The organism is Parahoeflea alexandrii, from assembly GCF_024105735.1.
Classification (GTDB): domain Bacteria; phylum Pseudomonadota; class Alphaproteobacteria; order Rhizobiales; family Rhizobiaceae; genus Hoeflea; species Hoeflea alexandrii.
Genome location: NZ_JAAAML010000001.1, coordinates 1366029 through 1389990, shown reverse-complemented (window position 1 = coordinate 1389990; position 23962 = coordinate 1366029). Strand labels below are relative to the sequence as shown.

Genomic DNA, 23962 nt, shown 5'->3' with positions numbered 1-23962 from the left:
GGGACTGTGCCGGCAGTTCAGGTCAATCGGATCTGATTTTCGGCGATTTCTCCGGGATCAGCCCGGAGCGGAACTTCTGCAGCACGAACTGCAAGAGCAGGCCGACCAGCAGCATGCGGATATAGGATGAGCGCGTAATCCATTCCGGCGGCAAGCGGCTGGTGATGATCTCGGTCGCCGACCAGATGAACCAGATCGCAAGCGCACCAACGATGGCGCCCTTGTTGTTGCCGGATCCTCCGGCCATCAGCATCACCCAGACCAGGAACGTCACCAGCAGCGGCTCGGTTGCCGACGGTGACAGGAACTTGAAGTAATGTGCCGACAGGGCGCCGGCGAGGCCCATGATGGCGCAACCGATGACGAAGGTCTGCAACCGGAACCAGTCGACATCCTTGCCCGCGGCGCGCGCCGAATCCTCATTGTCGCGGATCGCCCGCAAGGTCCGCCCCCAGGGACTGACGTAAAGCCTCTGGCACAGGATGTAGACGGCGAGCACGCAGAGCCACACCATCGCCAGATAGAGAAGATCGGCCTCCCTGCCCTGCACCAGATCGCCGAACGGACGCGGCACCCCGGCAATGCCGAGGCTGCCGTTTGTCAGCCAGGATTCGTTGACGATCACCAGCCGCAGGATCTCGGCGATGCCGACCGAGGCCATCGCCAGGTAATCGCTCTTCAGCCGAACGCAGATCTTGGCCACCACCCAGCCGGTCACCCCGGCGACGATCATCGCCGCCACAAGTCCGAACGGGATCGGCAGCTCGAAACCACCCAGATGCTTGGTGGAGACAGCCGTAGTGACGATCGCCGAAGTATAGGCGCCGACCGCGAAGAACCCGGCGATGCCGGCATTGAACAGACCACCCATGCCCCATTGCACATTGAGCGCGAGACAGAGCACGGCATAGATGCCGCCGGCGATCAGCACGCTGACCAGGTAGAAGAAAAGGCCGGTGAGTTCCATTACAGAAGCCTCCCCTTGAACAGGCCCTGCGGCCGGAACAGCAAAAGCGCCACCATGATGAAGAAGGCGACCGCGGATTTGTAGGAAGGCGAGATCAGCGGCTCGTCGCTGAGCCAGGTAAATGTCGCGGTTTCCTCGGCAATGCCGATGATCAGCCCGCCGGCAATCGCGCCCATCGGCTTGCCGATGCCGCCGAGCACGGCCGCGGCGAACATCGCCAGCAGCAGGTTCCAGCCGAGATTCGGATGCATCGAGGTATCCATCCCGGCAAACACGCCCGCGGTTGCGGCAAGTGCGGCGCCGATCACCCAGGTCCAGCGCACCACGCGCTCGGTATCAAGCCCTGCAACGGCTGCCAGTTCCGGCTCGTCGGAAACCGCGCGCATGGCCCGGCCAAGCTTCGACCGGGTCAGGAAGAAGTGCAGCGCAACGGCGATGATCAGTGTCAGGATGATAACCTGCAGATGCAGTTCCGAAATCCTGAACGTGTCGAAGAACACCATTGGCGGCCGAACGCCGGAAACGAACACCTGGTTGCCGGAACTCCAGAACAGCTGCGCCAACGAGCGGAAGATCAGTGCCACACCGAAGGAGGCGATCACCGTGTAGATGGTCGGCAGCTTTCTCAGCGGCTTGTAGAAGAACTCATCCACCGCCAGCGCCGCCCCGATGGCCAGCGCCATGCCGACCGGCAACAAGAGCAGCGGATGCAGCGGAATGAACCAGACCGCGGTCAGCACGCCGTAGCCGCCGATGGTCATCAGGTCGCCATGGGCGAAATGGGCAAACCGTAAAATCCCGAAGATCATCGAGATGCCGACCGCGCCAAGCGCATAGACGCTGCCGATGGTCAGTCCCGGAACCAGATAGAGGTTGATAAAGTCGATCACGCTGCTGCACCCCCGAGGAAGGAGCGCCGCACCGCATCGTCGTTGAGCAGCGCCTCCCCCGTTCCTGAAACGAAATTCTTGCCGCTGACCAGCACATGGCCATTGTCGGCGATCCTGAGCGCCTGCTTGGCGTTCTGCTCGACCATCAGGATGGTCACGCCGCGCTTGCGGATGTCGAGCAGCAGATCGAAGATGATCTCGAGATAGGCCGGCGAAAGACCCGCGGTCGGCTCGTCGAGCAGCAGCAGCTTCGGCTCGCTCATCAGCGCCCGGCCCATCGCCACCATCTGCCGCTGGCCACCCGAGAGTTCACCCGCCGCCTGGTCAAGCTTGCCCCTGAGGTCGGGAAACAGCGACAGCACGTTCTCGCGCACCTTTTCCTTGTCCTTTGGCGGCGCGGCATAGGTGCCGACATCGAGGTTCTCGTCGACGGTGAGCGTCGGAAACACGTTGCGGCTCTGCGGCACCATGGAAATGCCCAATGGCACCAACTGCGCCGTCCTCAGACCGGTGATCTCCTTGCCGGCAAAGCTGATTTCGCCCTCCGAACGTGCGGTCAGGGCGAAGATGGTCTTGAGCAGTGTCGACTTGCCGGCACCGTTCGGCCCGATGATGACGGAGATCTCGTGTTCGGCCACATCGAGATTGACCCCCTCGATGATCGGCACACCGCCATAGCCGGCAGTAAGCCCTGCAACCGACAGCAAAGCGCTCATGACTGAGCCTCGTATTTTCCGCCACCGAAATAGGCTTCGATGACACGTGCATCCTGGCGCACATCATCGACCGAGCCACGGGTCAGAAGCGTGCCCTGCGCCATGACGATGACCTCGTCGCAAAGTTTCGAGACATAATCGAGATCGTGCTCGATCAGGCAGAAGGTCAGCCCCTGCTCCTTGTTCAAGAGCAGGATCTTGTCGGAAATCTTGGCCAGCAGGGTGCGGTTGATGCCGGCGCCGATCTCGTCGAGCAGGATGATCTTGGGCTTGCGCATCAGCGCCCGGCCGAGTTCCAGCAGTTTCTTCTGGCCGCCCGAGAGGTTGCCGGCCTTCTCGTCCTTGACATGGTCGATCTCGAGAAAGGTCACCATGTCGCGTGCCGCGCGGTATGTCGCCTCTTCTTCGGCGGCAAACCGGCCGCGCCGGAAAATGACGTTGAACACGTTCTCGCCGATTGGGGTGGCGGCGGCGGCCATGAAGTTCTCGATCACCGTCAGTTGAGAGAATTCATGCGGGATCTGGAAGGTCCTCGCCAGACCGCGCGCCGCGCGCTGATGCGGCTTGAGCCCGGTGATGTCCTTGCCCTCGAGCAGGATACGACCGCCGGCCAGTCCCACATGCCCCGCAATCGCATTGAACATCGTGGTCTTGCCGGCGCCATTCGGCCCGATAAGCCCGGTGATACGCCCGGACGGTATGTCGAAGCTGACGTCATCGACGACATTGGGGCCGCCGTAACTCACCTTCACATGTTCAACTGATATCATTTGCGCCCCATAGTGCGGTTTTGTTCAACCGCCGGCGAGCCTTTCCGAGCAGGTCCTTGCCCGACGGATGGCTCGCGCTTTGTTTATGCCCCTCCCCGCGGGTCGCAGGGAGGGGCTTAAGTTTCAGGCCGGTTCAGGCAGAATCACTCGACGATGGCAACCTGCTTATAGACAGTGCCGTCAACGACGAACTTGCCGATAAATCCGGCCACATCGCCGTTTTCGTCGAAGTCGTAGCTGCCGCCGGCACCATCGTAATCGATGTCCTTGCCTTCGGCGATTAGTGCCTTGGCCTTGGCCCACTCACCAGGACCAACTTTTTCGCCTGGAGCCGAGGCGACGGCGCGCAGTGCTTCGGCCATCTTTGTGCGGTCGGCGGAACCGGCCTGCTCGACGGCGAGCAGCGCCAGGAAGGTGGCATCATAGGTCTGGTCGACAAACGGCTTGTCGGCTGGCTCGTTGTAGGCCGCGGTGTAGAGTTCGTGCAACTTGGCCTGGTTCGGGTTGTCGGCAGGAGAGGTCGGCGCCGAGAAGAACGAGGTCGCCAGCGCTTCCGCGCCAATATCGGAGATCAGGGCTTCATCGCGAAGACCGTCGGTGCCGATGAACCTTGTGAACAACCCGCCTTCGATCGCCTGCTTGACGATCTTCCCGCCGGAATCACCGGCATAGGCGACCACCACCAGCGCGTCGCCGCCGGCTTTCGACAGCGTTGCCAGTTCGGAACGGTAGGAGTTCTTCTTTTCCTCATGCTTGACTTCGGCCACGACTTCGCCGCCGAGCGCCTTGTAGGCCTCGACAAAGGTGCCGCCGATGCCGACGCCGTAGTCATTGTTGACGAAGGTTACGGCGACCTTGGTCAGACCTTCATCCATCACCATCTTGGCCAGCACCTGACCCTGGAAGTTGTCGGACGGCACGATGCGGTAGAGCAGGTCATTGTCCTGGATGCCGGTCATCGCCGGCGAAGTGGCAGTTGGCGAAATCTGCACCACGCCGGCCGGAATGCCTGCGGCTTCGGCCGAGGCGATCGTCGTGCCCGACATCAGCGCACCCATGATGATCGGCACATTCTCGACGTTGATCAGCTTGCCGGCGGCATCGACCGCGCCCTGCGAGGAGCCGGTGGTGTCGCCATAAACCGCCACGGCCTGACCGTCGAGCAGTCCGCCCTGTTCGTTGACCTGGCTGAAAGCCAGATTGGCCGCGTTCTGCAGCGGCGGAATGAAGCTCGCGATCGGACCGGTGATGTCCATCAGGACTCCGACTTTGGTGTCGGCTGCGAGAGTTGACGCGCTCGACGCGAGCAACGCCGCAATCGCCAATGCATATGTTGTTTTTTTCATTGTTCTGCTCCCATTGAATTTGTGTGCCCTATGCTATGTGAGCGCCTCGCGGGCTTGATCAAAAACGCTCAGATTTCTTCAACGACCTGTGTTTCAAACGATCCGGGAAGCGAGACTTCCAGCAGTTGCAGATCGCCGCTCGGGTCACTGTAGCGCGTTGCCATCCGCGGTGGAATGACAAAAGCATCGCCTTTTTCAAGACGATAAGGCTCCTTGCCCTCGCCTTCCAGCACCATGGTTCCCGACATGACAAAATTGAACAGGATGTCGCCCTCGTGCCGGGTCCAGACCGGCGAATGCACTCCCGAAGGCCGCGCCACCATGACCGACGCGACACCCTTGGTGTTCTCGTTGATGGTCGTGTCGCGGGCTTCAAAACCGGGAATCCGGAACGGTGTGAAGATGCCGTCCTTGACAAGGCTGTGGACGAAGCGTTGGCCGTCCCATTCCCGGTCCGGCCGCTCATGCGGTGTCGGCAGTTCCATCGTGTGATCGATTTCGGTGACATGTTCGGCCGGAACGCCGATCTCGATCACCTCTATCCCGTCCGCCGCATGCAGCACCTTGTGGCGGATCTGCGGTGGCTGGATGAAGCAGTCGCCGGCATGCAGCCGGCGGGTTCCGCCCTGATCCTCATAAAGCACGTCGACCCAGCCATTAATGCAGAAGATCAGCTGGAAACCCACCTTGTGGAAATGCACCATGTCGGGCACCGGGCCGTCAGGTACCCGGATATGCGAGGCGATCATCGCGCCGCCGAGCCGGGTCGGGATCAGGTCGCGGTATTCCATCCCGGCACGGCCTATAATCCAGGGCGCCTGGTCGGCCAGCCTGCGAACCACGAAAGCGTGTTCGGTCCGTGGCAAAACCATCGGCGGATTGAGTTCGTCGATCTCGATACGGGTGCCGTTCGGCGCGACCAGTTCGCGCTTGCCATCGGCAAAACCGTCCGGATCATCGGTCAGGATGCGCAACGTTCCCGGCGCTTCCGGCGCGCCCTTCTCGATCCGGATCCTCAATCCATGACCCGAAAGAACCGCCACTTCCGGGTCATCCGCCGGATAGATCATGTCGAGACGCATCTTCAGCGTCTTGGTGTAGAATGGCAGGTCGTCCCTGAGTTCCGAAGTCGGCAACCTGATTTCTGCGCGCGTATCCAACCTGCTCTCCCAATTTCAGGCAAACCGTCATGGTGGTGGTTTCGGGATCAGCCTAGCCCGCCCACCAGAGGCAGTCCAAGACTTTCGAACCGAATGGATATTTCAAGGCTGAAATATCTCTCCCGGGCTGCCCCGACCGCTGTCTACAACTCGGTCCGCACACGCCAGAGTTCGGGGAAAAGCTCGACATCAAGCATCCGCTTGAGATAGCTCGTACCGCCGGTGCCGCCGGTGCCGCGCTTGAGCCCGATCACCCGTTCCACGGTGGTCACATGGTTGAAGCGCCAGCGCCGGAAATAGTCCTCGAGATCCACCAGCTTCTCGGCAACCTCGTAGAGCGCCCAATATTTTTCCGGCGCCTCGTAGATCATTTTCCAACCCTCGGTCACCCCGTCATGCAGCGCGTGGGTCTGCCGCACGTCGCGGGAAAGCACCTCTTCGGGCATGGCGATGCCACGCCGTGCCGCGAGCCGGATCGCCTCGTCGTACAGGCTCGGTTCGCTGAGCTCCGCCTCGAGTTTTGCAGACACACCGGGAACATGCGCATGCGGCCGCATCATCGCGTGATTGCGGTTGCCGAGCGCGAATTCGATCATCCGGTACTGATAGGACTGGAAACCCGAAGATTGCCCCAGCTTGCGCCGGAAATGGGTGTAATCGCTCGGCGTCATGGTCCTGAGCACGTCCCAGGCCGAATTGAGTTGTTCGAATATCCGCGACACCCGCGCCAGGGTCTTCATCGCCGGCTGCAGCTGATCGGCGCGGATTGCCGCCCGCGCCGCGACGATCTCGTGGATCGCCAGCCGCATCCACAATTCCGATGTCTGGTGCTGAACGATGAACAGCATCTCGTCATGCGCATCGGTTCGCGGATTCTGCGCCGAGAGGACCTTGTCGAGACAGAGATAATCGCCATAGGACATGCGCCCGTCGAAATTCATCTCCGCACCCTCGGCGGAAGGATCGTAGTCCCGGGGCTCGCTCATGTAACGGCTTTCCGTTGCTTGAATTCGGGGCGATCCCATTCGCCGGTGGCGATGATCTCGCAGAGCACCGCTGCCGCATGGCTGACGTCTTCGGCCGTGTTGTACAATGGGCAAAATCCGAACCGCATGATGTCCGGCGCCCGGAAATCGCCGATGATGCCGCGCGCGATCAGCGCCTGCATCGCCGCATAGCCTTCGTGAAAACGGAAAGAGACCTGGCTGCCACGCGCCTGCGGGTCGCGCGGACTGGCGAGCTCCACATCCTTGCAACCGGTTTCGACCTCCGAGATGAACTGCTCGGAAAGCTCGATCGAGCGCGCGCGGATATCGGTCATGTCGACGCCGTCAAAGGCGTCGAGCGCCGCGTCGAGCACGGCCATCTGGATCACCGGCGGGGTGCCGACCCGCATCCGGCTGATACCCTCGCCCGGACGGTAGTCGAGATCGAAGGCGAACGGCGCCTGGTGCCCGAGCCAGCCCGACAGCGCAGGGCGCACCTGGTCGATCAGGTCGGGGCGGACATGGATAAACCCGGGCGCGCCCGGGCCGCCATTGAGATACTTGTAGGTGCAGCCCACCGCGATATCGGCATTGCAGCCGGTGAGATCGACCGGCAGCGCGCCGGCGGAATGCGCCAGGTCCCAGATCATGATGGCGCCGGCGGCGTGTGCCTTGTCGGTGATCGCCTTCATGTCGTGCACCCGGCCGGTGCGGTAATCGACATGGGTCAGCATGACCGCGGCCACGTCCTCGGTGATATTCTCCGCCACTGCTTCCGGATCGACGACCTTGAGCTCGTGCCCCTGCTTGAGGCTCTTGAGCAGACCGTCCGCCATGTAGAGGTCGGACGGAAAATTGCCGTTGTCGGACAGTACGATCTTGCGGCCCGGACGCATCTCCACCGCAGAAGCCACGGCCTGGTAGACCTTGATCGACAGTGTGTCGCCGACCACCGTGCTTCCGGCCGGTGCGCCGATCAAACGGCCGATCCGGTCCCCCAGACGCCCGGGCAGATCCATCCACCGGGCCTTGTTCCAGCCGGTGATCAGCATCGGACCCCATTCCTCGGCCATTGTCGCGCGGGCGCGTTCGACCGCCGACTTCGGCAGGGGGCCGAGCGAATTGCCGTCGAGATAGGTGATCCCCTCCGGCAGGTCGAACAGATCCCGCCGCGTCTGGAAGCTGCTCATGGTCTCACGCGTCCTTTGCCGATTTGCCGATTTCCGCTGTCGCCTCGATCTCGATCATCGCCTCGTCCTCGATCAGCCCGGCAACGACGATCACCGACATCGACGGAAAATGCCGGCCCATGACCTTCCGGTAGGCGGCACCGACATCCTTCTGCCGCGCCATGTATTCCTTCTTGTCGGTGATGAACCAGGTCAACCGCACGATATCCGTGACTTCACCTCCGGCCGCGTGAACGATCGCAACAATATTGGCCAGCGTCTGCTCGAGCTGGCCGACGAAATCGTGGTGTTCGAACACCTGATCCTTGTTCCAGCCAATCTGGCCGCCTGTGTACAGCCGGGAGCCGTCGACCAGCATGCCGTTCGCATAGCCCTTCGGCTTTTCCCAATCCGGCGGATTGATGGCTTCTATCATTTTGAAAATCCTCGTTTATGTCCTGGGAAACTGGGCTCAGGCGTCGCCGGTGCGAAGCCGGAAGCGCTGGATCTTGCCGGTCTGGGTCTTGGGCAGCGCGTCGACGAAGACGACCGACCGGGGATACTTGTAAGGGGCGATGACGGCCTTCACGTGATCCTGCAACCGCTTGGTGGTTACCTCGTCGGCGGCGACACCGGCCTTGAGCACGACATGCGCCTGCACGATCTGCCCCCTCGCCTCATCGGCGACGCCGATCACCGCGCACTCGGCGACATCCGCATGTGCCAGAAGTGCCGCCTCGACCTCCGGGCCGGCAATGTTGTAACCGGCGGAAATGATCATGTCGTCACTGCGCGCGGCGAAATGGAAGAAGCCGTCGGCATCCTGTGTGAACGAATCCCCGGTGAGGTTCCATCCGTCGCGGACATATTTCTGCTGCTGCTCCGGATCGGCAAGGTAGCGGCAGCCGGTCGGCCCGCGCACCGCCAGCCGTCCAACCTCGCCGCGTGGGACTTCGTTCATGTCGCCATCGACGATCCGCGCCTCGTAACCCGTGACCGGAAGCCCGGTGCAGGCAGGTTGCGAGTTCTCGAACCGGTTGGAGATGAAGATATGCAGCATCTCGGTGGCACCAATCCCGTCAAGCATCGGCTTGCCGGTCTTGGCCATCCATTGCTCATAGACTGGCCCCGGCAACGTCTCTCCGGCGGAAACGGCTGCGCGCAACGAGGACAGGTCCGCCCCCTCCTCCATCGCCGCCAGCATGGCGCGATAGGCGGTCGGCGCGGTGAAACAGACAGTTGCCCTATGGGCCTGGATGATCTCCACCATGTTCGCCGGCGTCGCCTGCTCGAGCAGGGCCGCAGCCGCGCCGAAGCGCAGCGGGAACACCGCCAGCCCGCCAAGACCAAACGTAAACGCCAGCGGCGGCGAACCAATAAACACATCCTCGGGCGTGACGCCAAGCACTTCCCTGGCGTAGCCGTCGGCGATGATCAGCATGTCGCGATGAAAATGCATCGTCGCCTTCGGCATGCCGGTCGTGCCGGAGGTAAAGCCAAGCAGCGCCACGTCGTCGCGGCCGGTCTTCACCGTCTCGAAGCGCACCGGCTTGGACAGCGCCAGCCGGTCGAGCTCCGCATCGTGATTTGCGGTGCCGTCAAAGCCCACCACCTTGGTGAGGAACCGGTTTTCCTTGGCGCAGGCCACCATCTCGTCCATCAGCCGCGTGTCGCACAGCGCCAGCGAGATCTCCGCCTTGTCGGCTATCTTGGAGAGTTCGACAGCGCGCAGCATCGGCATGGTGTTGACGACCACGGCACCCGCTTTCGTCGCCGCCAGCCAGACGGCCACCATTGCCGGATTGTTGGCCGAGCGGATGAGAACCCGGTTGCCCGGCTTGACGCCGTAATCCTCGACCAGCACATGGGCGATGCGGTTGGTCCAGTCGGTCAGTTCCTTGTAGGTCCTGATCCGGCCATTGCCGATCAGCGCGGTGTGATCGCCGAACCCCTTGGCCACCATCGCATCTGTCAGCTCGTAGCCGCAATTGAGCCATTCCGGATACTCGAACCCGTCAAGCCGCATCTGAGGCCATTGATCGGCCGGCGGCAGGTTGTCGCGTGTGAAGCTGTCGATATGGCCCGATGGTCCCAGCACGTTACACTCCCTTGGAATTCGCCAGTGTCTGCCGCGCGATCACGACCTTCTGAACGTCTGACGCGCCCTCATAGATCCTCAGCGCCCGGATCTCGCGATAGAGGCTCTCGACGATGTGGCCCTTGCGCACGCCGTCGCCGCCATGCAGCTGCACCGCCTTGTCGATCACGTCCTGGGCATGATCAGTGGCGTAAAGCTTTGCCATCGCCGCCTCGCGGCTGACGCGCGGCGCACCCTGGTCCTTAAGCCAGGCGGCCCGGTAGACCAGCAGTGCCGAGGCATCGACATCGAGCGCCATGTCGGCGATGTGGCCCTGCACCATCTGCAGATCGCTCATCGGCGCGCCGAACAGCTCGCGTTCGCTGACGCGGTCGAGGCTTTCATCGAGCGCCCGGCGGGCAAAGCCCAGAGCGGCCGCGGCAACAGTGGAGCGGAACACGTCGAGCACAGACATGGCGATGCGGAACCCGTCGCCCGGATTGCCGATCATCGCCGATGCCGGGATCCGGCAATCGTTGAAGGCGAGCCGCGCCAGCGGATGCGGCGCCACCACTTCCAGCCGTTCGGCGATCTCGAGCCCCGGCGTGTCGGCAGGCACGATGAACACGGACAGCCCCTTGGCGCCCGGCGCCTCTCCGGTACGTGCGAACACGCAGTAGACATCGGCGATGCCGCCGTTGGAAATCCAGGTTTTCTCGCCGTTGAGAACATAGTCGTCGCCGTCGCGGACCGCCGTCATTGCCATGTTGGCGACATCCGATCCCGATGCCGGTTCCGACAGTGCAAAGGCGGACAGCGCCTTGCCCGCACGGGTCTTGGTCAGCCACTCGGTCTTCTGGTCCGGCCTGCCGAACAGCGAAATGCAGCCGGTGCCAAGCCCCTGCATGGCAAAGGCGAAATCGGCCAGCCCGTCGTGCCGGGCCAGCGTCTCGCGCAGGATGCACAGGCTGCGCACATCGATCTTCGACCTCTCGTCTTCCGGATCCACCGCGGAGAGCTTGAGCCAGCCGGCATCGCCCAGCGCCTTGACCAGCGCCTTGCAGGTCTCGTCGACATTGGAATGGTCGAGATCGGCCAGTTCCTTCCTGGCCCACGCATCGACGCGATCGGCCAAGTCACGATGGGCCTCATCGAAGAACGGCCATTGGAGAAAACTGCGGTCAGACATCAGTTGCCCTCGAACACGGGTTTCTGTTTGGCGGCAAAGGCTTCATAGGCGCGGCGGAAATCCTGGGTCTGCATGCAGATCGCCTGAGCCTGTGCCTCGGCCTCGATCGCCTGCTCGATGCCCATGTTCCATTCCTGCGCCAGCATGGTCTTGGTCATCATGTTGGCGAATGTCGGCCCGTCGGCGATCCGTTTTGCCATCTTTCGCGCCTCGTCCTCGATGTCGGACGCGGCCACGACACGATTGTAAAAGCCCCAGCGTTCGCCTTCCTCGGCGCTCATCGCGCGTCCGGTGTAAAGAAGATCGGCAGCCCTGCCCTGGCCGATGATCCGCGGCAGGATCGCGCAAGCGCCCATATCGCAACCCGCAAGGCCAACCCGGTTGAACAGGAATGCGGTCTTGGCTTCCGGTGTTGCCATGCGCAGATCGGAGCACATGGCGATGATCGCACCGGCCCCGGCGCAGACCCCGTCGACAGCCGCAATCACGGGCTTGCCGCAGCCGATGATGGCCTTGACCAGGTCACCGGTCATGCGGGTGAACTCCATCAGACCCTTCATGTCCTTGTCGAGAAGCGGACCGATGATCTCGAACACGTCTCCGCCCGAGCAGAAATTGCCGCCGTTGGATCCGAAGATCACCACCTTGACATCATCACGGTAGACCAGACCGCGAAACCAGTCGCGCAGTTCGGCGTAGCTTTCAAAGGTCAGCGGGTTCTTCTTCTCCGGACGGTCCAGCGAAACCTCGGCAATGCCGTCGGTCAGGGTCAGTCGGAAATTGACGGGGGCGTCAGTCGGCATGGGTTCAGTCCTCTCCCTTGGTACTCTTGCGGGCGATGCATTCGAGCTGATCGGACAGATGCTGCACCTCGGAGACATTGATGCCGTCGAGAAGGCTGTCGATCCAGGTTTCGTGGCTTGCCGCCATCGCTTCGAACTGCTCTCGGCCCGCCTTGGTCAGCCGCACGGTTGTCGCGCGCCGGTCATTGTCCACCGGTATCCGGACCAGGATTCCGTCATCGACCAGCCGGTCAACAATACCCGTGACATTGCCGTTCGAAACCCTGAGCACGCTCGACAGTTCGCTCATTTTCAGGCCCTGCTCGACGCGGTACAGCGCCGCCATCACGTCGAAACGCGGCAGCGTCGTATCAAAGCCGGTGCGGAAATTCTCGCGCAACTCGGCCTCGACATGCTTGGTCGCCTTGAGCAGCTTCAGCCAGAGCCGCAGCCTCGCCTTTGACGCCGCTGGGTCCTTGATGCCGGTGTCGGCCATGCCCGACCTGCTTGCCAGTTTGTCGCTCATGTTTCTCCCCCCGATAGCGAGATTGCCTGACCGGTCACGGAAGCCGCCGCATCACTGCAGAGCCACAACACCGTCTCGGCGATTTCCTCCGGCTGTATGAACCGCCCCTGCGGATTGACATCGCGCAGCGACGCCTCCGCCTCCTCACGCGATCGTCCGGTTTTTTCCACAATGTTGTCAATTGAGCGATGCAACATCGGCGTCTCGGTGAAACCCGGACAGATGGCATTGACCGTCACGCCGGTCCTGGCGAACTCCTGCGCCAGGCTGCGGACGAGGCCGACAACGCCGTGCTTGGCCGCGCAATAGGCGCTGACATAGGCATAGCCCTTCAACCCGGCTGTGGAGGCAATGGCGATCAAGCGGCCGGGCTGCGCCCGATTCATCTTCACAAATGACGCCTGAAACGTATTGAAAACACCGGTCAAATTGACATCCAGCGTGGCACGGAACAAGGCCGCATCAGTGCGCTGGAACGGCGCGCTCTCAGCCGACCCGGCATTGGCGATGACAATCGTCGGCGCCCCGTTCTTCTCGACGGCTTCGGCAATCGCGGCCGCCATGGCGTCCGCATCCGTCACATCGGCGGAAACCGCTATGATCCGGTCATCCTGCGCCGCCAGCACCTCAAGCGGCGCCAGCCGCCGGCCGATCGCGGTGACCCGCGCCCCCTTGCCCGCAAGCGCCAGCGCGATCGCCTCTCCGGCGCCCGATCCGGCACCGGTGACGATCGCATGATGTCCCATCAGCTCGGCCATGGTCAGACCTTGCCGAGCATCACGTCGTTGCGTTCCGCCAGCCGCCACATCTGGTCGCGGCCGGGATGATACGGATCAGGCCATTTCTCGTCATGGTCGCCAAGCGCGCTCGCCGCATGCAGCGTCCAGTAGGGATTGGAGAGATGCGGACGGGCAAGGCAGACCAGGTCGGCACGTCCAGCCATCAGGATCGAGTTCACATGGTCGGGCTCGTAGATGTTGCCAACGGCCATGGTCGCCATTTGCGCTTCATTGCGGATCCGGTCGGCAAAAGGTGTCTGGAACATGCGTCCATAGACCGGCCTTGCGAGCTTCGAGGTCTGGCCCGCCGAAACGTCACAGATGTCAACGCCGGCTTCCTTGAGCATGCGGGCGATATCGACCGCGTCCTGCGGGGTGACGCCATCCCCCTCAACCCAGTCGCTGGCCGAGATACGCACGGAGATCGGCTTGTGCTGCGGCCAGGCTTCGCGCACCGCGTGATAGACCTCCAGCGGATAGCGCATGCGGTTCTCGAGGCTGCCGCCATATTCGTCGCTACGCCGGTTGGTCAGCGGCGTGATGAAGGACGACAGCAGATAGCCATGCGCCATGTGCAGCTCGATCATGTCGAAACCGGCGCGCTCGGCCATTTCGGCGGCGGCGACAAACTGGTCGCGCACCTGATCCATGTCCTCGCGGGTCATCGCCTTGGGTGCCTGATTGTCGGACGACCAGGCAACATCGGAGGCCGACATCAGCGGCCAGTTGCCCTCCTTCAGCGGCGCATCCATGATTTCCCAGCCGAGCTGGGTTGATCCCTTTGCCCCGGAATGGCCGATCTGCATGCAGACCTTGGCTTCGCTTTCGGCATGGATGAAATCGGCGATCCGCTTCCAGGCTGCTTCATGTTCCGGGGCATAAAGCCCGGGACAGCCCGGCGTGATCCGGCCTTCAGGCGATACGCAGGTCATCTCGGTGTAGACCAGGCCTGCGCCGCCCTTGGCGCGCTCGCCGTAGTGAACCAGGTGCCAGTCGGTCGGGCATCCGTCGACGGCCTTGTACTGCGCCATCGGCGACACCACGATCCGGTTCTTGAGCTCCATGTCGCGCAATTTGTAGGGTGCGAACATCGGCCGCCGAACCGGGGCCTGGGAGGAGACCTCGGCCTGGGTCTGGAACCAGCGCTCGGCATCCTCCAGCCATTCCGCATCGCGCATGCGCAGGTTTTCGTGGCTGATGCGCTGCGAACGGGTCAGAAGCGAATAGTTGAACTGCACCGGATCGAGGTGGAAATAGCGCTCGATTTCCTCGAACCACTCCATCGAGTTGCGCGCCGCCGACTGCAGCCGCAGCACTTCCAGTCGCCGCTCGTCCTCGTATTTGTCGAAAGCCTTCTGCAGCGTTGGTTCGGAGTGCAGGTAATTGGCCAGCGCGATGGCGCTTTCCAGCGCCAGCTTGGTGCCCGACCCGATGGAAAAATGCGCCGTTGCCGCAGCATCGCCCATCAGCACGATGTTTTCATGGCTCCAGCGCGCGCACAGCACCCGCGGGAACCGGATCCAGGCCGACCCGCGGATGTGGTTGGCATTGGTCATCAGGCTGTGGCCGCCAAGATGCTTCGCAAAGATCTCCTCGCAGGTGGCTATCGTTTCCTGCTGGCTCATCTCGCCGAAGCCATAAGCCTGGAATGTCTCCTCGGTGCATTCGACGATGAATGTCGCGGTCTCGTCGTCGAACTGGTAGGCATGCGCCCAGATCCATCCCTTGTCGGTTTCCTCGAAGATGAAGGTGAAGGCATCATCGAACTTCTGATGCGTGCCCAGCCAGACGAACTGGCACTTTCGCACATCGATCTCGGGCTGGAACTTGTCGGCGAATTCGGTGCGCGTGTGCGAGTTCAAACCATCCGACGCCACCACCAGGTCGAACTCCTTGGCATATTCGGAGGCACTGGCCACATTGGTCTCAAAGCGAAGCTCGACATTCAGTTCTCTGGCCCGCGCCTGAAGCAGCAGAAGCAGTTGCTTGCGGCCGATTCCGCAAAAACCGTGACCGGTGGATACCGTCTTGGTATCCTTGAACAGAACCGCGATGTCATCCCAATAGGCAAAGTGCGCCCGGATCGATTCCGCGCTGACCGCATCATTCTCCGCCAGATTGTCGAGCGTCTCGTCGGACAGCACGACCCCCCAGCCGAACGTGTCATCAGGCTTGTTGCGCTCGATGACAACAATCTCGTGCGAAGGATCGCGCAGCTTCATCGAGATCGCGAAATAGAGACCGGCAGGACCACCACCAAGACAAGCAATTCTCATTTTTCGCACCTCCAGACCGGTTTTCACTGACAGCAATCCTACGCCTGAAGAATTATATTTCAAGCATAAAATTTTAAGACTGAAACAAAATGGGATGTCGGGAGCTCACTGGGCCGTGCGCAACAACGGACGCCCGTTTTGCCGGCTCCGCCGCCGCTCGCGAGAAAGCGGGGGACGGGACCCGGCCGGGCCACATGCTCTTAATTCAGGTAGCGGGAATTTTCGGCAGGTCAATGCGCTCCGAATGGAGCGGACGCCTTGCCCTGCTGCCACTTCAACTCTGACTCAGGGCAGCTGTCAGCCGTCCGATGCCGTCATCGGTCGTCAGGAAGCCCGGCGAGCATCTCAGAATGGCGCCGCGCGCGTCTGCAAACACGGAGACTGATCGCAGGTGCGCAAGCAACGCCTGCGCAGCGTCCGCGTCGGACAAGCGGATCATGACGCTGCCACCGCGCCTGGCTGCATCCCGCGGCGAGGCCAGCTCAAGACCGGCCGCGTCGGCAGCGGCGATGATCGCGTCACACTGGGCCCGGTTCTTTGCAAGCTGTTGGCCCCAGTCCTGCGCCGCATGCCATTCAAGTGCAGGCACCGAAGCCACGCAAGCCATCACCGACGGCGTACCATTGTCGAAACGGCGGATATCCGGCGCATAGGCAAACGCGTTGATGTCCCAGGAGAATATGTTGTCCTGACTGAACCAGCCTCTCAGGCTGGGCTGGCAGCGCGCGATCACATCGGGCATCACCTGCAGGATGCCGCCACCGGGCGATCCACACATCCATTTCAGGCTGGTCGAGATCGCAAAATCCGCGGCCACCGCCATGCAGTCATAGTCGAACAGTCCCGCAGCCTGGGTGATGTCGACCCCGATGAGCGATCCCTGCTTGCGGCCATGCGCCACAAGCGCCTCGAGATTGCAGCGGTTTGACGAGGTGGAGCTGACCCAGGTCAAGAGCGCCAGCCCCACTTCCGGACCCCAGGCGGCGATGACATCCTCATCCTCGACCCAGTTTGCACCTTCACGCAGTTGCACGGTGCGCAGCTCGAAACCATATCGTTCGGCAAGACCTGTGAGCAGGAAATGCAAGCTCGGAAAACAATCGCCCGCCACCAGCACTACCCTGCCCTCAAGATCCTCGCGCGGCAGCGCCATGATCAGCGCCGCCAGCCCCGAGGTCACGTTCTCGGTCGTTGTCAGTGACGCAGACGGCGCCTTCAGGAGTTGACTCCACAGATCGATGAACCGCTGCCGTTGCCCCAGCGCGTAGCCCCACTGCTCGTCATTGGGCGCGCCCCAGCATTCGGCAAAAGCAGTCAATGAGGCCGCCATATCCCTGGCCTTGCCGGGATACTGCCCGATGGAATGATAAAGCAGATAGCCGTCGCCCTCGGCGCGCCCGTTCTCTGTCCGGCCTGTCTGGTCTGTCATTTCAGTCTCCCCGGACCACGCCGTCCCGGCGTTCCCTGGCCCATTGCGATGGTTTGCATCATCATGTTTCGCTTCTGGCCGGTCTACCAGCCTGCCTGCCGCGGATCGGGCAGAGGAATGGCGTCGAGCAACTCGCGCGTATAGGCCGCCTGCGGCGCATCGAACACGCTGTCGGCATCGCCATACTCGACGATATTGCCCCGTTGCAGCACCATCACATGATCGCACAGCCGCCGGATCACCGACAAATCGTGGCTGATGAAGGCGAGCGTCAGTCCCAGTTCCTTGACCAGGTTGGCCAGCACATTGAGCACCTGCGCCTGCGACGACACATCCAGCCCCGAGACGATCTCGTCGGCCAGGATGAATTCCGGTTTCAGCGCGATGGCGCGCGCGATCCCGACCCTTTGGCGTTGTCCACCCGACAACTCGTGCGGATACCGGCTCCGAAACCCGCGCGGCAGGCCGACATGATCGAGCGCATCGTCAACGCGCCCGGTTACATTGTCAAACCCGTGCATCTGCAGCGGATCGGCGATGATCGCGCCGACCCGCCGGCGCGGGTTGAGCGACGACATCGGATCCTGGAAGATCATCTGCATGCGCCGCCGGGTCGGCCTGAGCGCATCCTCGCTGAGATGGGTGATGTCACGGCCATCGAACTCGATTGCGCCCGCCGTCGGCTCGATCAACCTGAGCAGCGCACGGCCAAGCGTCGACTTGCCTGACCCCGAGCCGCCGACGATGCCGAGAACCGAACCGCGGCTGATGTCGAGATCGATGCCGTTGAGGATGCGGATCATCGGCGCCTTGCCAAACAGCGGTTTGGCCGCCATGTCCGGCAGGGCTACTTCGAGGGAGCGGGCCGAAAACAGGATGTTATCCTTCGGAGCCGCATTGGCCATGCCGTTCTTATCGACCATGACGCCACTCCTTGTCGGCGGCCAGGACCTCGGCTGCCACCGCCTCGATCACGGATTCATCGACGGGCAGCAGCGACGCATCCGGATCGGTGTATTTCGGCGTCGCCGCCAGCAATGCCCGGGAATAGGCATGTTTCGGACCTTTGAAAAAGTCCGGAACGCTCGAGTTTTCGACGATCTTGCCGCCATAAAGCACCGACAGCCGCTGGCAGACCTTGGAGACGACCCCGAGATCATGGGTGACGAACACCATCGCGGTGGAATGCCGTTCCTGCAACTCGCGGATCAGCCGCAGGATCTGCTTCTGCACGGTGACGTCCAGCGCCGTTGTCGGCTCGTCGGCGATGACCAGCTTCGGGTTGGCGGCAAAGGCCGAGGCAATCAGCACGCGCTGGCGCATGCCGCCTGACAATTCATGCGGATAGCTGCCCATCACCCGCTCGGGATTGTCGATATGCACCTCGTTGAGCAGTTCCATGGCCCGAACCCGGGCATCCGCCTTGCTCCAGCCAAGGATATCCACCAGCCGGCTGGTGATCTGCGGCTCGATCCGCCGCGACGGATTGAGCGCGGTCAGCGGATCCTGCGGGATCAGCGCCGCGGTGGCGCCGATAAAGCGCCGCCGGTCCGCCGGTTTCATCTTCTGCAGATCCTGCCCGTCAATGAGGATCTCGCCCTCGATGATCGAGATGGCCGATGGCAGGATGCCGAGAATGGCCTTGCCGATCATGCTCTTGCCGGCGCCGCTCTCGCCAACCAGGCCGAGCACCTCGCCGGTGTCGATGGAGAACGAGACCGATCTGAGCACCCGCTGGTCAAAGCCGTGCAGTGCCGCGGACAGATTTTTGACGGTGAGAAACGCGCTCATCGCAGCACCGGATCGAAGCGGTCCTTGAGCCCTTCGCCGAACTGGCTGAAGGAAAGGACGGTCAGAAACAGGACAGCCAGCGGGAACGCCAGCACCCACCAGGCCTGGTAGATCGAGGTGCGGCCCTCGGCGATCATTCCGCCCCAGGTCGGCGCATCGGTGGAGATCGACAAATTGACGAAGGACAGGATCGCCTCGACGATCACGGCGATGCCCATTTCCAGCGTCAGCAGCGCGACAATGGTCGGCAGCACGTTGGGCAGGATTTCGCGCCACAGGATATCGCGCCGCGGCCGACCCGCGACGATGGCGCTCGAGACATAATCCATCGCCGACTGGTTCATCGCCTCCGCCCGCACCACCCGGCAGAACCGGGTCCAGTCAATGACCACGATGGCGATGATGATCGAGGTGAGCCCGGTGCCGAGCACGGCGATCAGCAGGATCGCGAACAGCACCGGCGGGAAAGCCATCCAGATGTCGACCAGCCGCGAGATCAACACATCGACCCAGCCGCGCATGTATCCCGCAAGCAGGCCGAGCATCGATCCGACGATGGCCGTCGCAAGGCCGGCCACCAGCGCCACGGAAAAAGCAATCCGCGCGCCGTGAATGAGGCGCGAGAGCACGTCGCGACCGAGACTGTCGGTCCCCAGCAGATAGGCCGGATCCGAGCCGTTCATCCAGAACGGCGGCAGCCGCCCTGCAAACAGGTCCTGCGCCAGAGGATCGTGCGGGCTGATCATCGGTGCGAACAGCGCGAGCAGCGCCATGACGCCGAGCCAGGTGCCCGACAGCCACAGTCGCGCGCCGAGCCGCCGCTTGATGGAACCGCGGCCGTCAAGCATGACGAAGCCTCGGATTGAGAAGGGCATAGGTCATGTCGACAACCAGGTTGATGATGGTGAACAGCAGCGCGAAGACGATGACGATGCCCTGGATCAGCGGCAGGTCGCGGTTGATCACCGCATCGATCGCCATGTTGCCGAGCCCCTCGTAGGAAAAAAGCCGCTCGATGATCACCGTACCGCCGATCAGGAAAGTGAACTGCACGCCGATCAGCGTCAGCGTCGGCAGAACCGCGTTGGGCAGCGCTTCGGACAGGATCACATGGTTCTCGCTATAGCCCTTGGTCCGCGACAGCGTGACGTAATCGAGATGCATGGTTTCCTTGAGCGACTGCTTGAGCAGCTGGCTGATGATTGCCGCAAGCGGGATCGCCAGCGCTAAGGCCGGCATGAACATGTGCTTGAGCAGGTCCCACCACAGATCAAAGCGCAGCCGCACGATGCTTTCAAACACATAGAATTGCGTGACGAACGGCAGATCGAGCGACGGCGAGATCCGCCCCGAAATGTGAAACACCGGCATCAGCACGCCAAACAGCACGATCAGGATCAGCGCCCAGAGGAAATCCGGGATCGACAGCCCGACGCCGTTGGCAACATCGATCGCCGTTTCGGTGCGGGTCTCACGGTGCCGCACCCCGGTCAGCGCCATCGCGCCGCCGATCACGACGGCGATGACAAGCGCGAAGATCGCCAGTTCCAGCGTCGCGGGCAGCCGTCCGAGCACCAGCGGCATCACCGGCTGTCTGAGCGAGATCGATGTGCCGAAATCGCCGTGAAAGACCCCGGTCAGCCAGATCCAGAATTGCTCAAGAATCGTTTTGTCGAGCCCGTAATGGGCGGTCAGACGGGCAATGTCCTCTTCCGATGCGCCGGGAGGCAGCATCATGGCGATCGGGTTTCCCGGCACCACGCGGATGACGAAGAACACCACCACCGCCGCCCCGATCAGCGTAACCGACATGGTCGCAAGGCGTAGGAGAATTGCGCGCAACAGTTTCAAGAGAAGATGTCCTGCAAGAAGGGGCCGCCACCCTCAGGCGGCGGCCCGTACATGTGAAAGAGGCTTACGAAGCCCGCTTCATAAGATGCGGCAGCAGCGCGCCCGAGGCATGCGGCGTCACCGCCACGCCATCGGCGTGAAGGATCGGCTGTACATACTGCAACAGCGGGATCACCAGTGCATTGTCGGCAATGTACTTGTCGACGGACTTCCAGCCTTCGATACGCTTTTCCTCGTCGGCTTCGCCCCAGAGCGGCCCGATCATGCCGATCAGATCCTCGCCGTCCCACACCGAGTGCGGCGACGGGCCGAACATGGCAAAGCCGGTCGACGTCGTCGGATCAGCAACCGAGTTGCCCCAGTTGTAGAACGCGGCGGGCGCCAACTGATCGGCTGCGCGCAGCTCGTAGTGCTTGGCGATCTCGTAGACTTCGATTTCCGCCTCGATGCCGATCTTGCGCCACAGGCCGACGATCGCCTGGATCATTTCATAATCCTTCGGCTTGAAGCCGCGCGTCGTCTGGATCTTGAACTTCACCGGGTTTTCCGGCGAATAGCCGGAAGCCGCCAGCAGTTCCTTGGCCTTCTCGGGGTCGTAAGGAACCTTGATCGAGGCGTCATAGGCCGAGTACTCCGGCGTCTGCAGCGTGTCGATGGCAACACCGTAGCCCGACAGCAACCGGTCGATGATGAGCTGCTTGTCGATCGACATCGCGGCCGCCATGCGCACGTTCGGATCAAGCATCGCATCGATGTCGTTGAGGAAGATCATGCCAATATCGGAGATCGGAGCATCGGTGCCGGCGATACCGCTGCCGCCCTTGAGACGGTCATATTCCTCGTAGGGCATTTCCAGCGTGACATGCGCATTGCCCGATTCGATTTCGGCCACGCGCGAGGCGGCGTCGGTCACGAACTTGATGGTCACCGTCTCGAAGTCCGGCTTGCCGCCCCAGTAATTCGGGTTGGCCTTCAGACGCACGAACGCGTTGCGCTCGAACTTGTCGACCATGTAGGGGCCGGTGCCGATCGGAGCGGCTTCGAAGCCTTCGGCGCCGACCTTCTCGTAATAGGCCTTGGGCAGCACATAGCCGGTCAGGAAGTACATCCACTTGAAGATCGTCGGCTCGAAGCGGGCGACGTCAGCCGTCACAACATTGCCTTCGGCCTTGATATTGGCGAGCGTCGACCAGATGAACTGGATCGGGTTGCCGGTCTTCTCGTCGGCAGCGCGGGTCAGCGACCAGGCGACATCCTCGGCGGTGAACGGCGAACCGTCATGCCATGTGACGCCCTCGCGGACCGTCATCATGATCTTGGTCTTGTCGTCGTTCCAGCCCCATTCGGTCAGCAGGCCGGGTGCCGGCGACAGATCCGGCTGCTGCAGGATGAACTGGTCGAAGACCGACTGGTAGATGCCCTGGATGGTCGGGTTGACCGCCGACGGACCAACGGTCGGATCCCAGGACGGCAGGTTGACGTTGTAGGCAATGACAAGTTCTTCGATGCCCTGGGCAAGCGACGGTCCGGCAAAGGCGGTGATCGCCATTGCCGCTGCCGTGCCCTTGAGCACCGTGCGACGCGAAATCTGTTTCATGCTGTTCTCCCTGTTTTTTGGGTGTTCATTTCCCGCCCAGTTTCTGGGCGAGCATATAGCCTGCACCCGCCCCGGTGCCCGCACCCGGCCAGACACTGGCGCCGGTGAGATGCAGGCCCTCGACGGGGGTTTTTCCCGTGGCGTGGCCGAGAGCCGGCCGGAACAGGAAATTCTGTGAAAGATGATGGCTGCCAGCCACCTGGTCGCCTCCGACCAGGTTCGGGTTGTCGGCTTCCAGATCGAGCGGGGACACCACCGCACGGCCAGTGATCTTCTGCCGGATTCCCGGCGCATGCCGCTCGATGATATCGAGAGCCCGCTCGGCATAGATCTCCTTGACCCGTGTCCAGTCGGTTTCCGTGATCTTTCCGGCCGCATCGCCGCGGATTTCTCCAGGCACCATGCGCACCTGAACCCACAGCACGTGCTTGCCGTCGGGCGCCCGGCTCGGATCGACCGTCGTCGGCTGGCCCACCACCAGCACCGGTTCGTCGGGCAGAAGGCCTGCGACCGCCTGCTGGTAGGTGCGCGCCATCTGGTCGAGCGACGGCGCGATGTGCACATAGGCGAAAGATTTCAGCTCATCGCTCGCGGTCCAGTCCGGCAGGCCATCGAGCGCCAGGTGGATCATCATGGTTCCCGGCGCATGAACAAAGCCGGTCATCTTGCGGTCGAACCCGGCATCCCCGGATTGGCCATCGATCAGCGACATCAGCCCGCTGGGCGCCACATTGGCGATCACCGCCTTGTTGGCCTTGATCCTGGAACCGTCAGCAAGCTCGATTCCCGTCGCCTTGCTGCCTTCCCGAACGACCCGCGTCACCTGACTGCCGCAATGAACTTCGCCGCCTGACGCCTCGATCTTCGACACCAGCGCCCGCGTCACCGTGTCGGCGCCGCCCTTGCCGATGACCATGCCGAAATTCTGGTTGGCCATCGATTCAAGATACGGAAACACCGCGCCGCCGGCCATGTCGGGGGCGAAATCGAGATGCATGCCCCACGCTGCCATGGTCGCGCGCACATGCTCGGACTCAAAGGTCTCCGACAGCCACTTGCGTGGCGACGAGAGCAGCATGCGCACCAGATCGGCCGTCCATGCGAAGCCCTTGCGAAACAGCGCCTTGGCCAGCAGTTTGCCTTGTACATGCATTTGCATGGGATTTCCGAGCAGCGCAAAAACATATTCCGCCGTCCCGGGGAACTCGGCGCACAGCCGGTCCCAGGCCTTGGCGTCAGCCTCGGAGAAAGCGGCGATGCGGGCCCGCGTCTCCCCTGCCCCCGTGCTGACACCCATCCACCGGCCATCATCGAAAACGCTGGCAAAACAATGCGTAGCAGGCGCGAACTCAAGCCCACGACTTACCAGATCCTCTCCGTAAGCCTTGAAAAAGCCGGATCCGCCAAAGAGGCTGAGGTTCATTGCGGCCCAGTCATGGCGGAAGCCCGACTCGGTCAGCTCCAGCGTCTTGACCGCGCCACCCGGTACCGCCGCCTGCTCGAACACACCGACCCGCCAGCCTTTGGCGCCCAGGTGAACCGCGCAGGCAAGACTGTTGATCCCAGCGCCAACAATTATCGCGTCATAGTCACTTTGCACGGCAGTCGTTCCCCATTCGCGATTTATAATTGCAAATGCATATTATTTTGTCTAGCATCTA

At 62.3% G+C, this 23962-nt stretch carries 22 protein-coding genes; all 22 read right to left on the bottom strand.

Annotation, left to right across the window (positions count from 1 at the left end; all coding sequences use genetic code 11):
• Positions 1-22 precede the first annotated feature (22 nt).
• The gene (locus GTW23_RS06365; protein WP_152008308.1) at positions 23-967 is read right to left on the bottom strand and encodes a branched-chain amino acid ABC transporter permease; all 945 of its coding nucleotides are present in this window, start codon (positions 965-967) and stop codon (positions 23-25) included.
• The gene (locus GTW23_RS06360) at positions 967-1857 is read right to left on the bottom strand and encodes a branched-chain amino acid ABC transporter permease (protein WP_152008307.1); all 891 of its coding nucleotides are present in this window, start codon (positions 1855-1857) and stop codon (positions 967-969) included. Before GTW23_RS06360 ends, GTW23_RS06365 begins: the two co-directional genes overlap by 1 nt.
• On the bottom strand, positions 1854-2573 hold the full coding sequence (locus GTW23_RS06355; protein WP_252915115.1) for an ABC transporter ATP-binding protein: 720 nt from the start codon (positions 2571-2573) through the stop codon (positions 1854-1856). The genes GTW23_RS06360 and GTW23_RS06355 overlap by 4 nt, the downstream gene beginning before the upstream one ends.
• Positions 2570-3343, bottom strand: a complete 774-nt coding sequence (locus GTW23_RS06350; RefSeq protein WP_252915114.1) for an ABC transporter ATP-binding protein — start codon at positions 3341-3343, stop codon at positions 2570-2572. Before GTW23_RS06350 ends, GTW23_RS06355 begins: the two co-directional genes overlap by 4 nt.
• Positions 3344-3486: 143 nt before the next feature.
• Positions 3487-4689, bottom strand: coding sequence for an ABC transporter substrate-binding protein (locus GTW23_RS06345; RefSeq protein WP_252915113.1), 1203 nt, complete (start codon positions 4687-4689; stop codon positions 3487-3489).
• Positions 4690-4757: 68 nt separating this feature from the next.
• Positions 4758-5849, bottom strand: coding sequence for a cupin domain-containing protein (locus GTW23_RS06340; protein WP_252915112.1), 1092 nt, complete (start codon positions 5847-5849; stop codon positions 4758-4760).
• 143 nt (positions 5850-5992) lie between these two features.
• Positions 5993-6835: a tryptophan 2,3-dioxygenase gene (gene kynA / locus GTW23_RS06335; RefSeq protein ID WP_252915111.1), complete on the bottom strand. Its 843-nt coding sequence runs from the start codon at positions 6833-6835 to the stop codon at positions 5993-5995.
• Positions 6832-8025: a kynureninase gene (gene kynU / locus GTW23_RS06330; protein WP_252915110.1), complete on the bottom strand. Its 1194-nt coding sequence runs from the start codon at positions 8023-8025 to the stop codon at positions 6832-6834. The genes kynA and kynU overlap by 4 nt, the downstream gene beginning before the upstream one ends.
• 4 nt (positions 8026-8029) lie before the next feature.
• Positions 8030-8440, bottom strand: a complete 411-nt coding sequence (locus tag GTW23_RS06325; RefSeq protein WP_152008300.1) for a RidA family protein — start codon at positions 8438-8440, stop codon at positions 8030-8032.
• Positions 8441-8476: 36 nt separating this feature from the next.
• Positions 8477-10102: an AMP-binding protein gene (locus GTW23_RS06320; RefSeq protein WP_252915109.1), complete on the bottom strand. Its 1626-nt coding sequence runs from the start codon at positions 10100-10102 to the stop codon at positions 8477-8479.
• 1 nt (position 10103) lies between these two features.
• Complete coding sequence (locus GTW23_RS06315) at positions 10104-11270, bottom strand: acyl-CoA dehydrogenase family protein (protein ID WP_252915108.1); 1167 nt, start codon at positions 11268-11270, stop codon at positions 10104-10106.
• A complete protein-coding gene (locus GTW23_RS06310; RefSeq protein ID WP_252915107.1) occupies positions 11270-12073 on the bottom strand; it encodes an enoyl-CoA hydratase family protein in 804 nt (267 codons plus the stop codon). The genes GTW23_RS06315 and GTW23_RS06310 overlap by 1 nt, the downstream gene beginning before the upstream one ends.
• A 4-nt stretch (positions 12074-12077) precedes the next feature.
• Positions 12078-12548 carry a MarR family winged helix-turn-helix transcriptional regulator gene (locus tag GTW23_RS06305; RefSeq protein ID WP_267661667.1) on the bottom strand — a complete coding sequence of 157 codons (471 nt, stop codon included), beginning with the start codon at positions 12546-12548 and terminating at the stop codon, positions 12078-12080.
• Positions 12549-12574: 26 nt separating this feature from the next.
• Positions 12575-13336, bottom strand: a complete 762-nt coding sequence (locus tag GTW23_RS06300) for an SDR family NAD(P)-dependent oxidoreductase (RefSeq protein WP_152008296.1) — start codon at positions 13334-13336, stop codon at positions 12575-12577.
• Between the two features lie 2 nt (positions 13337-13338).
• Entirely contained in the window at positions 13339-15633 is a 2295-nt protein-coding gene (locus GTW23_RS06295) for a bifunctional salicylyl-CoA 5-hydroxylase/oxidoreductase (protein ID WP_252915105.1), read from the bottom strand.
• Positions 15634-15907: 274 nt separating this feature from the next.
• Positions 15908-17062 carry an aminotransferase class V-fold PLP-dependent enzyme gene (locus GTW23_RS06290; RefSeq protein ID WP_252915104.1) on the bottom strand — a complete coding sequence of 385 codons (1155 nt, stop codon included), beginning with the start codon at positions 17060-17062 and terminating at the stop codon, positions 15908-15910.
• Positions 17063-17145: 83 nt separating this feature from the next.
• Positions 17146-17985 (bottom strand): ATP-binding cassette domain-containing protein, encoded by an 840-nt coding sequence (locus GTW23_RS06285; RefSeq protein WP_252915103.1) that lies wholly within the window; start codon positions 17983-17985, stop codon positions 17146-17148.
• Positions 17975-18853, bottom strand: coding sequence for an ABC transporter ATP-binding protein (locus GTW23_RS06280; protein WP_252915102.1), 879 nt, complete (start codon positions 18851-18853; stop codon positions 17975-17977). The genes GTW23_RS06285 and GTW23_RS06280 overlap by 11 nt, the downstream gene beginning before the upstream one ends.
• Positions 18850-19701, bottom strand: coding sequence for an ABC transporter permease (locus GTW23_RS06275; RefSeq protein ID WP_252915101.1), 852 nt, complete (start codon positions 19699-19701; stop codon positions 18850-18852). The genes GTW23_RS06280 and GTW23_RS06275 overlap by 4 nt, the downstream gene beginning before the upstream one ends.
• A complete protein-coding gene (locus tag GTW23_RS06270) occupies positions 19694-20704 on the bottom strand; it encodes an ABC transporter permease (RefSeq protein ID WP_267661669.1) in 1011 nt (336 codons plus the stop codon). The genes GTW23_RS06275 and GTW23_RS06270 overlap by 8 nt, the downstream gene beginning before the upstream one ends.
• Positions 20705-20768: 64 nt before the next feature.
• Positions 20769-22301, bottom strand: a complete 1533-nt coding sequence (locus tag GTW23_RS06265) for an ABC transporter substrate-binding protein (RefSeq protein ID WP_252915100.1) — start codon at positions 22299-22301, stop codon at positions 20769-20771.
• Positions 22302-22326: 25 nt separating this feature from the next.
• A complete protein-coding gene (locus GTW23_RS06260) occupies positions 22327-23901 on the bottom strand; it encodes a phytoene desaturase family protein (RefSeq protein ID WP_252915099.1) in 1575 nt (524 codons plus the stop codon).
• Between the last annotated feature and the right edge of the window lie 61 nt (positions 23902-23962).

Excerpts from the sequence above, each read along its gene's own strand:
- GTW23_RS06365 (WP_152008308.1), bottom strand. The coding sequence starts at position 967 with ATGGAACTCACCGGCCTTTTCTTCTACCTGGTCAGCGTGCTGATCGCC.
- GTW23_RS06355 (WP_252915115.1), bottom strand. The coding sequence starts at position 2,573 with ATGAGCGCTTTGCTGTCGGTTGCAGGGCTTACTGCCGGCTATGGCGGT.
- GTW23_RS06350 (WP_252915114.1), bottom strand. The coding sequence starts at position 3,343 with ATGATATCAGTTGAACATGTGAAGGTGAGTTACGGCGGCCCCAATGTC.
- GTW23_RS06345 (WP_252915113.1), bottom strand. The coding sequence starts at position 4,689 with ATGAAAAAAACAACATATGCATTGGCGATTGCGGCGTTGCTCGCGTCG.
- kynA (WP_252915111.1), bottom strand. The coding sequence starts at position 6,835 with ATGAGCGAGCCCCGGGACTACGATCCTTCCGCCGAGGGTGCGGAGATG.
- kynU (WP_252915110.1), bottom strand. The coding sequence starts at position 8,025 with ATGAGCAGCTTCCAGACGCGGCGGGATCTGTTCGACCTGCCGGAGGGG.
- GTW23_RS06325 (WP_152008300.1), bottom strand. The coding sequence starts at position 8,440 with ATGATAGAAGCCATCAATCCGCCGGATTGGGAAAAGCCGAAGGGCTAT.
- GTW23_RS06315 (WP_252915108.1), bottom strand. The coding sequence starts at position 11,270 with ATGTCTGACCGCAGTTTTCTCCAATGGCCGTTCTTCGATGAGGCCCAT.
- GTW23_RS06310 (WP_252915107.1), bottom strand. The coding sequence starts at position 12,073 with ATGCCGACTGACGCCCCCGTCAATTTCCGACTGACCCTGACCGACGGC.
- GTW23_RS06305 (WP_267661667.1), bottom strand. The coding sequence starts at position 12,548 with ATGGCCGACACCGGCATCAAGGACCCAGCGGCGTCAAAGGCGAGGCTG.
- GTW23_RS06300 (WP_152008296.1), bottom strand. The coding sequence starts at position 13,336 with ATGGCCGAGCTGATGGGACATCATGCGATCGTCACCGGTGCCGGATCG.
- GTW23_RS06295 (WP_252915105.1), bottom strand. The coding sequence starts at position 15,633 with ATGAGAATTGCTTGTCTTGGTGGTGGTCCTGCCGGTCTCTATTTCGCG.
- GTW23_RS06290 (WP_252915104.1), bottom strand. The coding sequence starts at position 17,062 with ATGACAGACCAGACAGGCCGGACAGAGAACGGGCGCGCCGAGGGCGAC.
- GTW23_RS06285 (WP_252915103.1), bottom strand. The coding sequence starts at position 17,985 with ATGGTCGATAAGAACGGCATGGCCAATGCGGCTCCGAAGGATAACATC.
- GTW23_RS06280 (WP_252915102.1), bottom strand. The coding sequence starts at position 18,853 with ATGAGCGCGTTTCTCACCGTCAAAAATCTGTCCGCGGCACTGCACGGC.
- GTW23_RS06275 (WP_252915101.1), bottom strand. The coding sequence starts at position 19,701 with ATGCTTGACGGCCGCGGTTCCATCAAGCGGCGGCTCGGCGCGCGACTG.
- GTW23_RS06265 (WP_252915100.1), bottom strand. The coding sequence starts at position 22,301 with ATGAAACAGATTTCGCGTCGCACGGTGCTCAAGGGCACGGCAGCGGCA.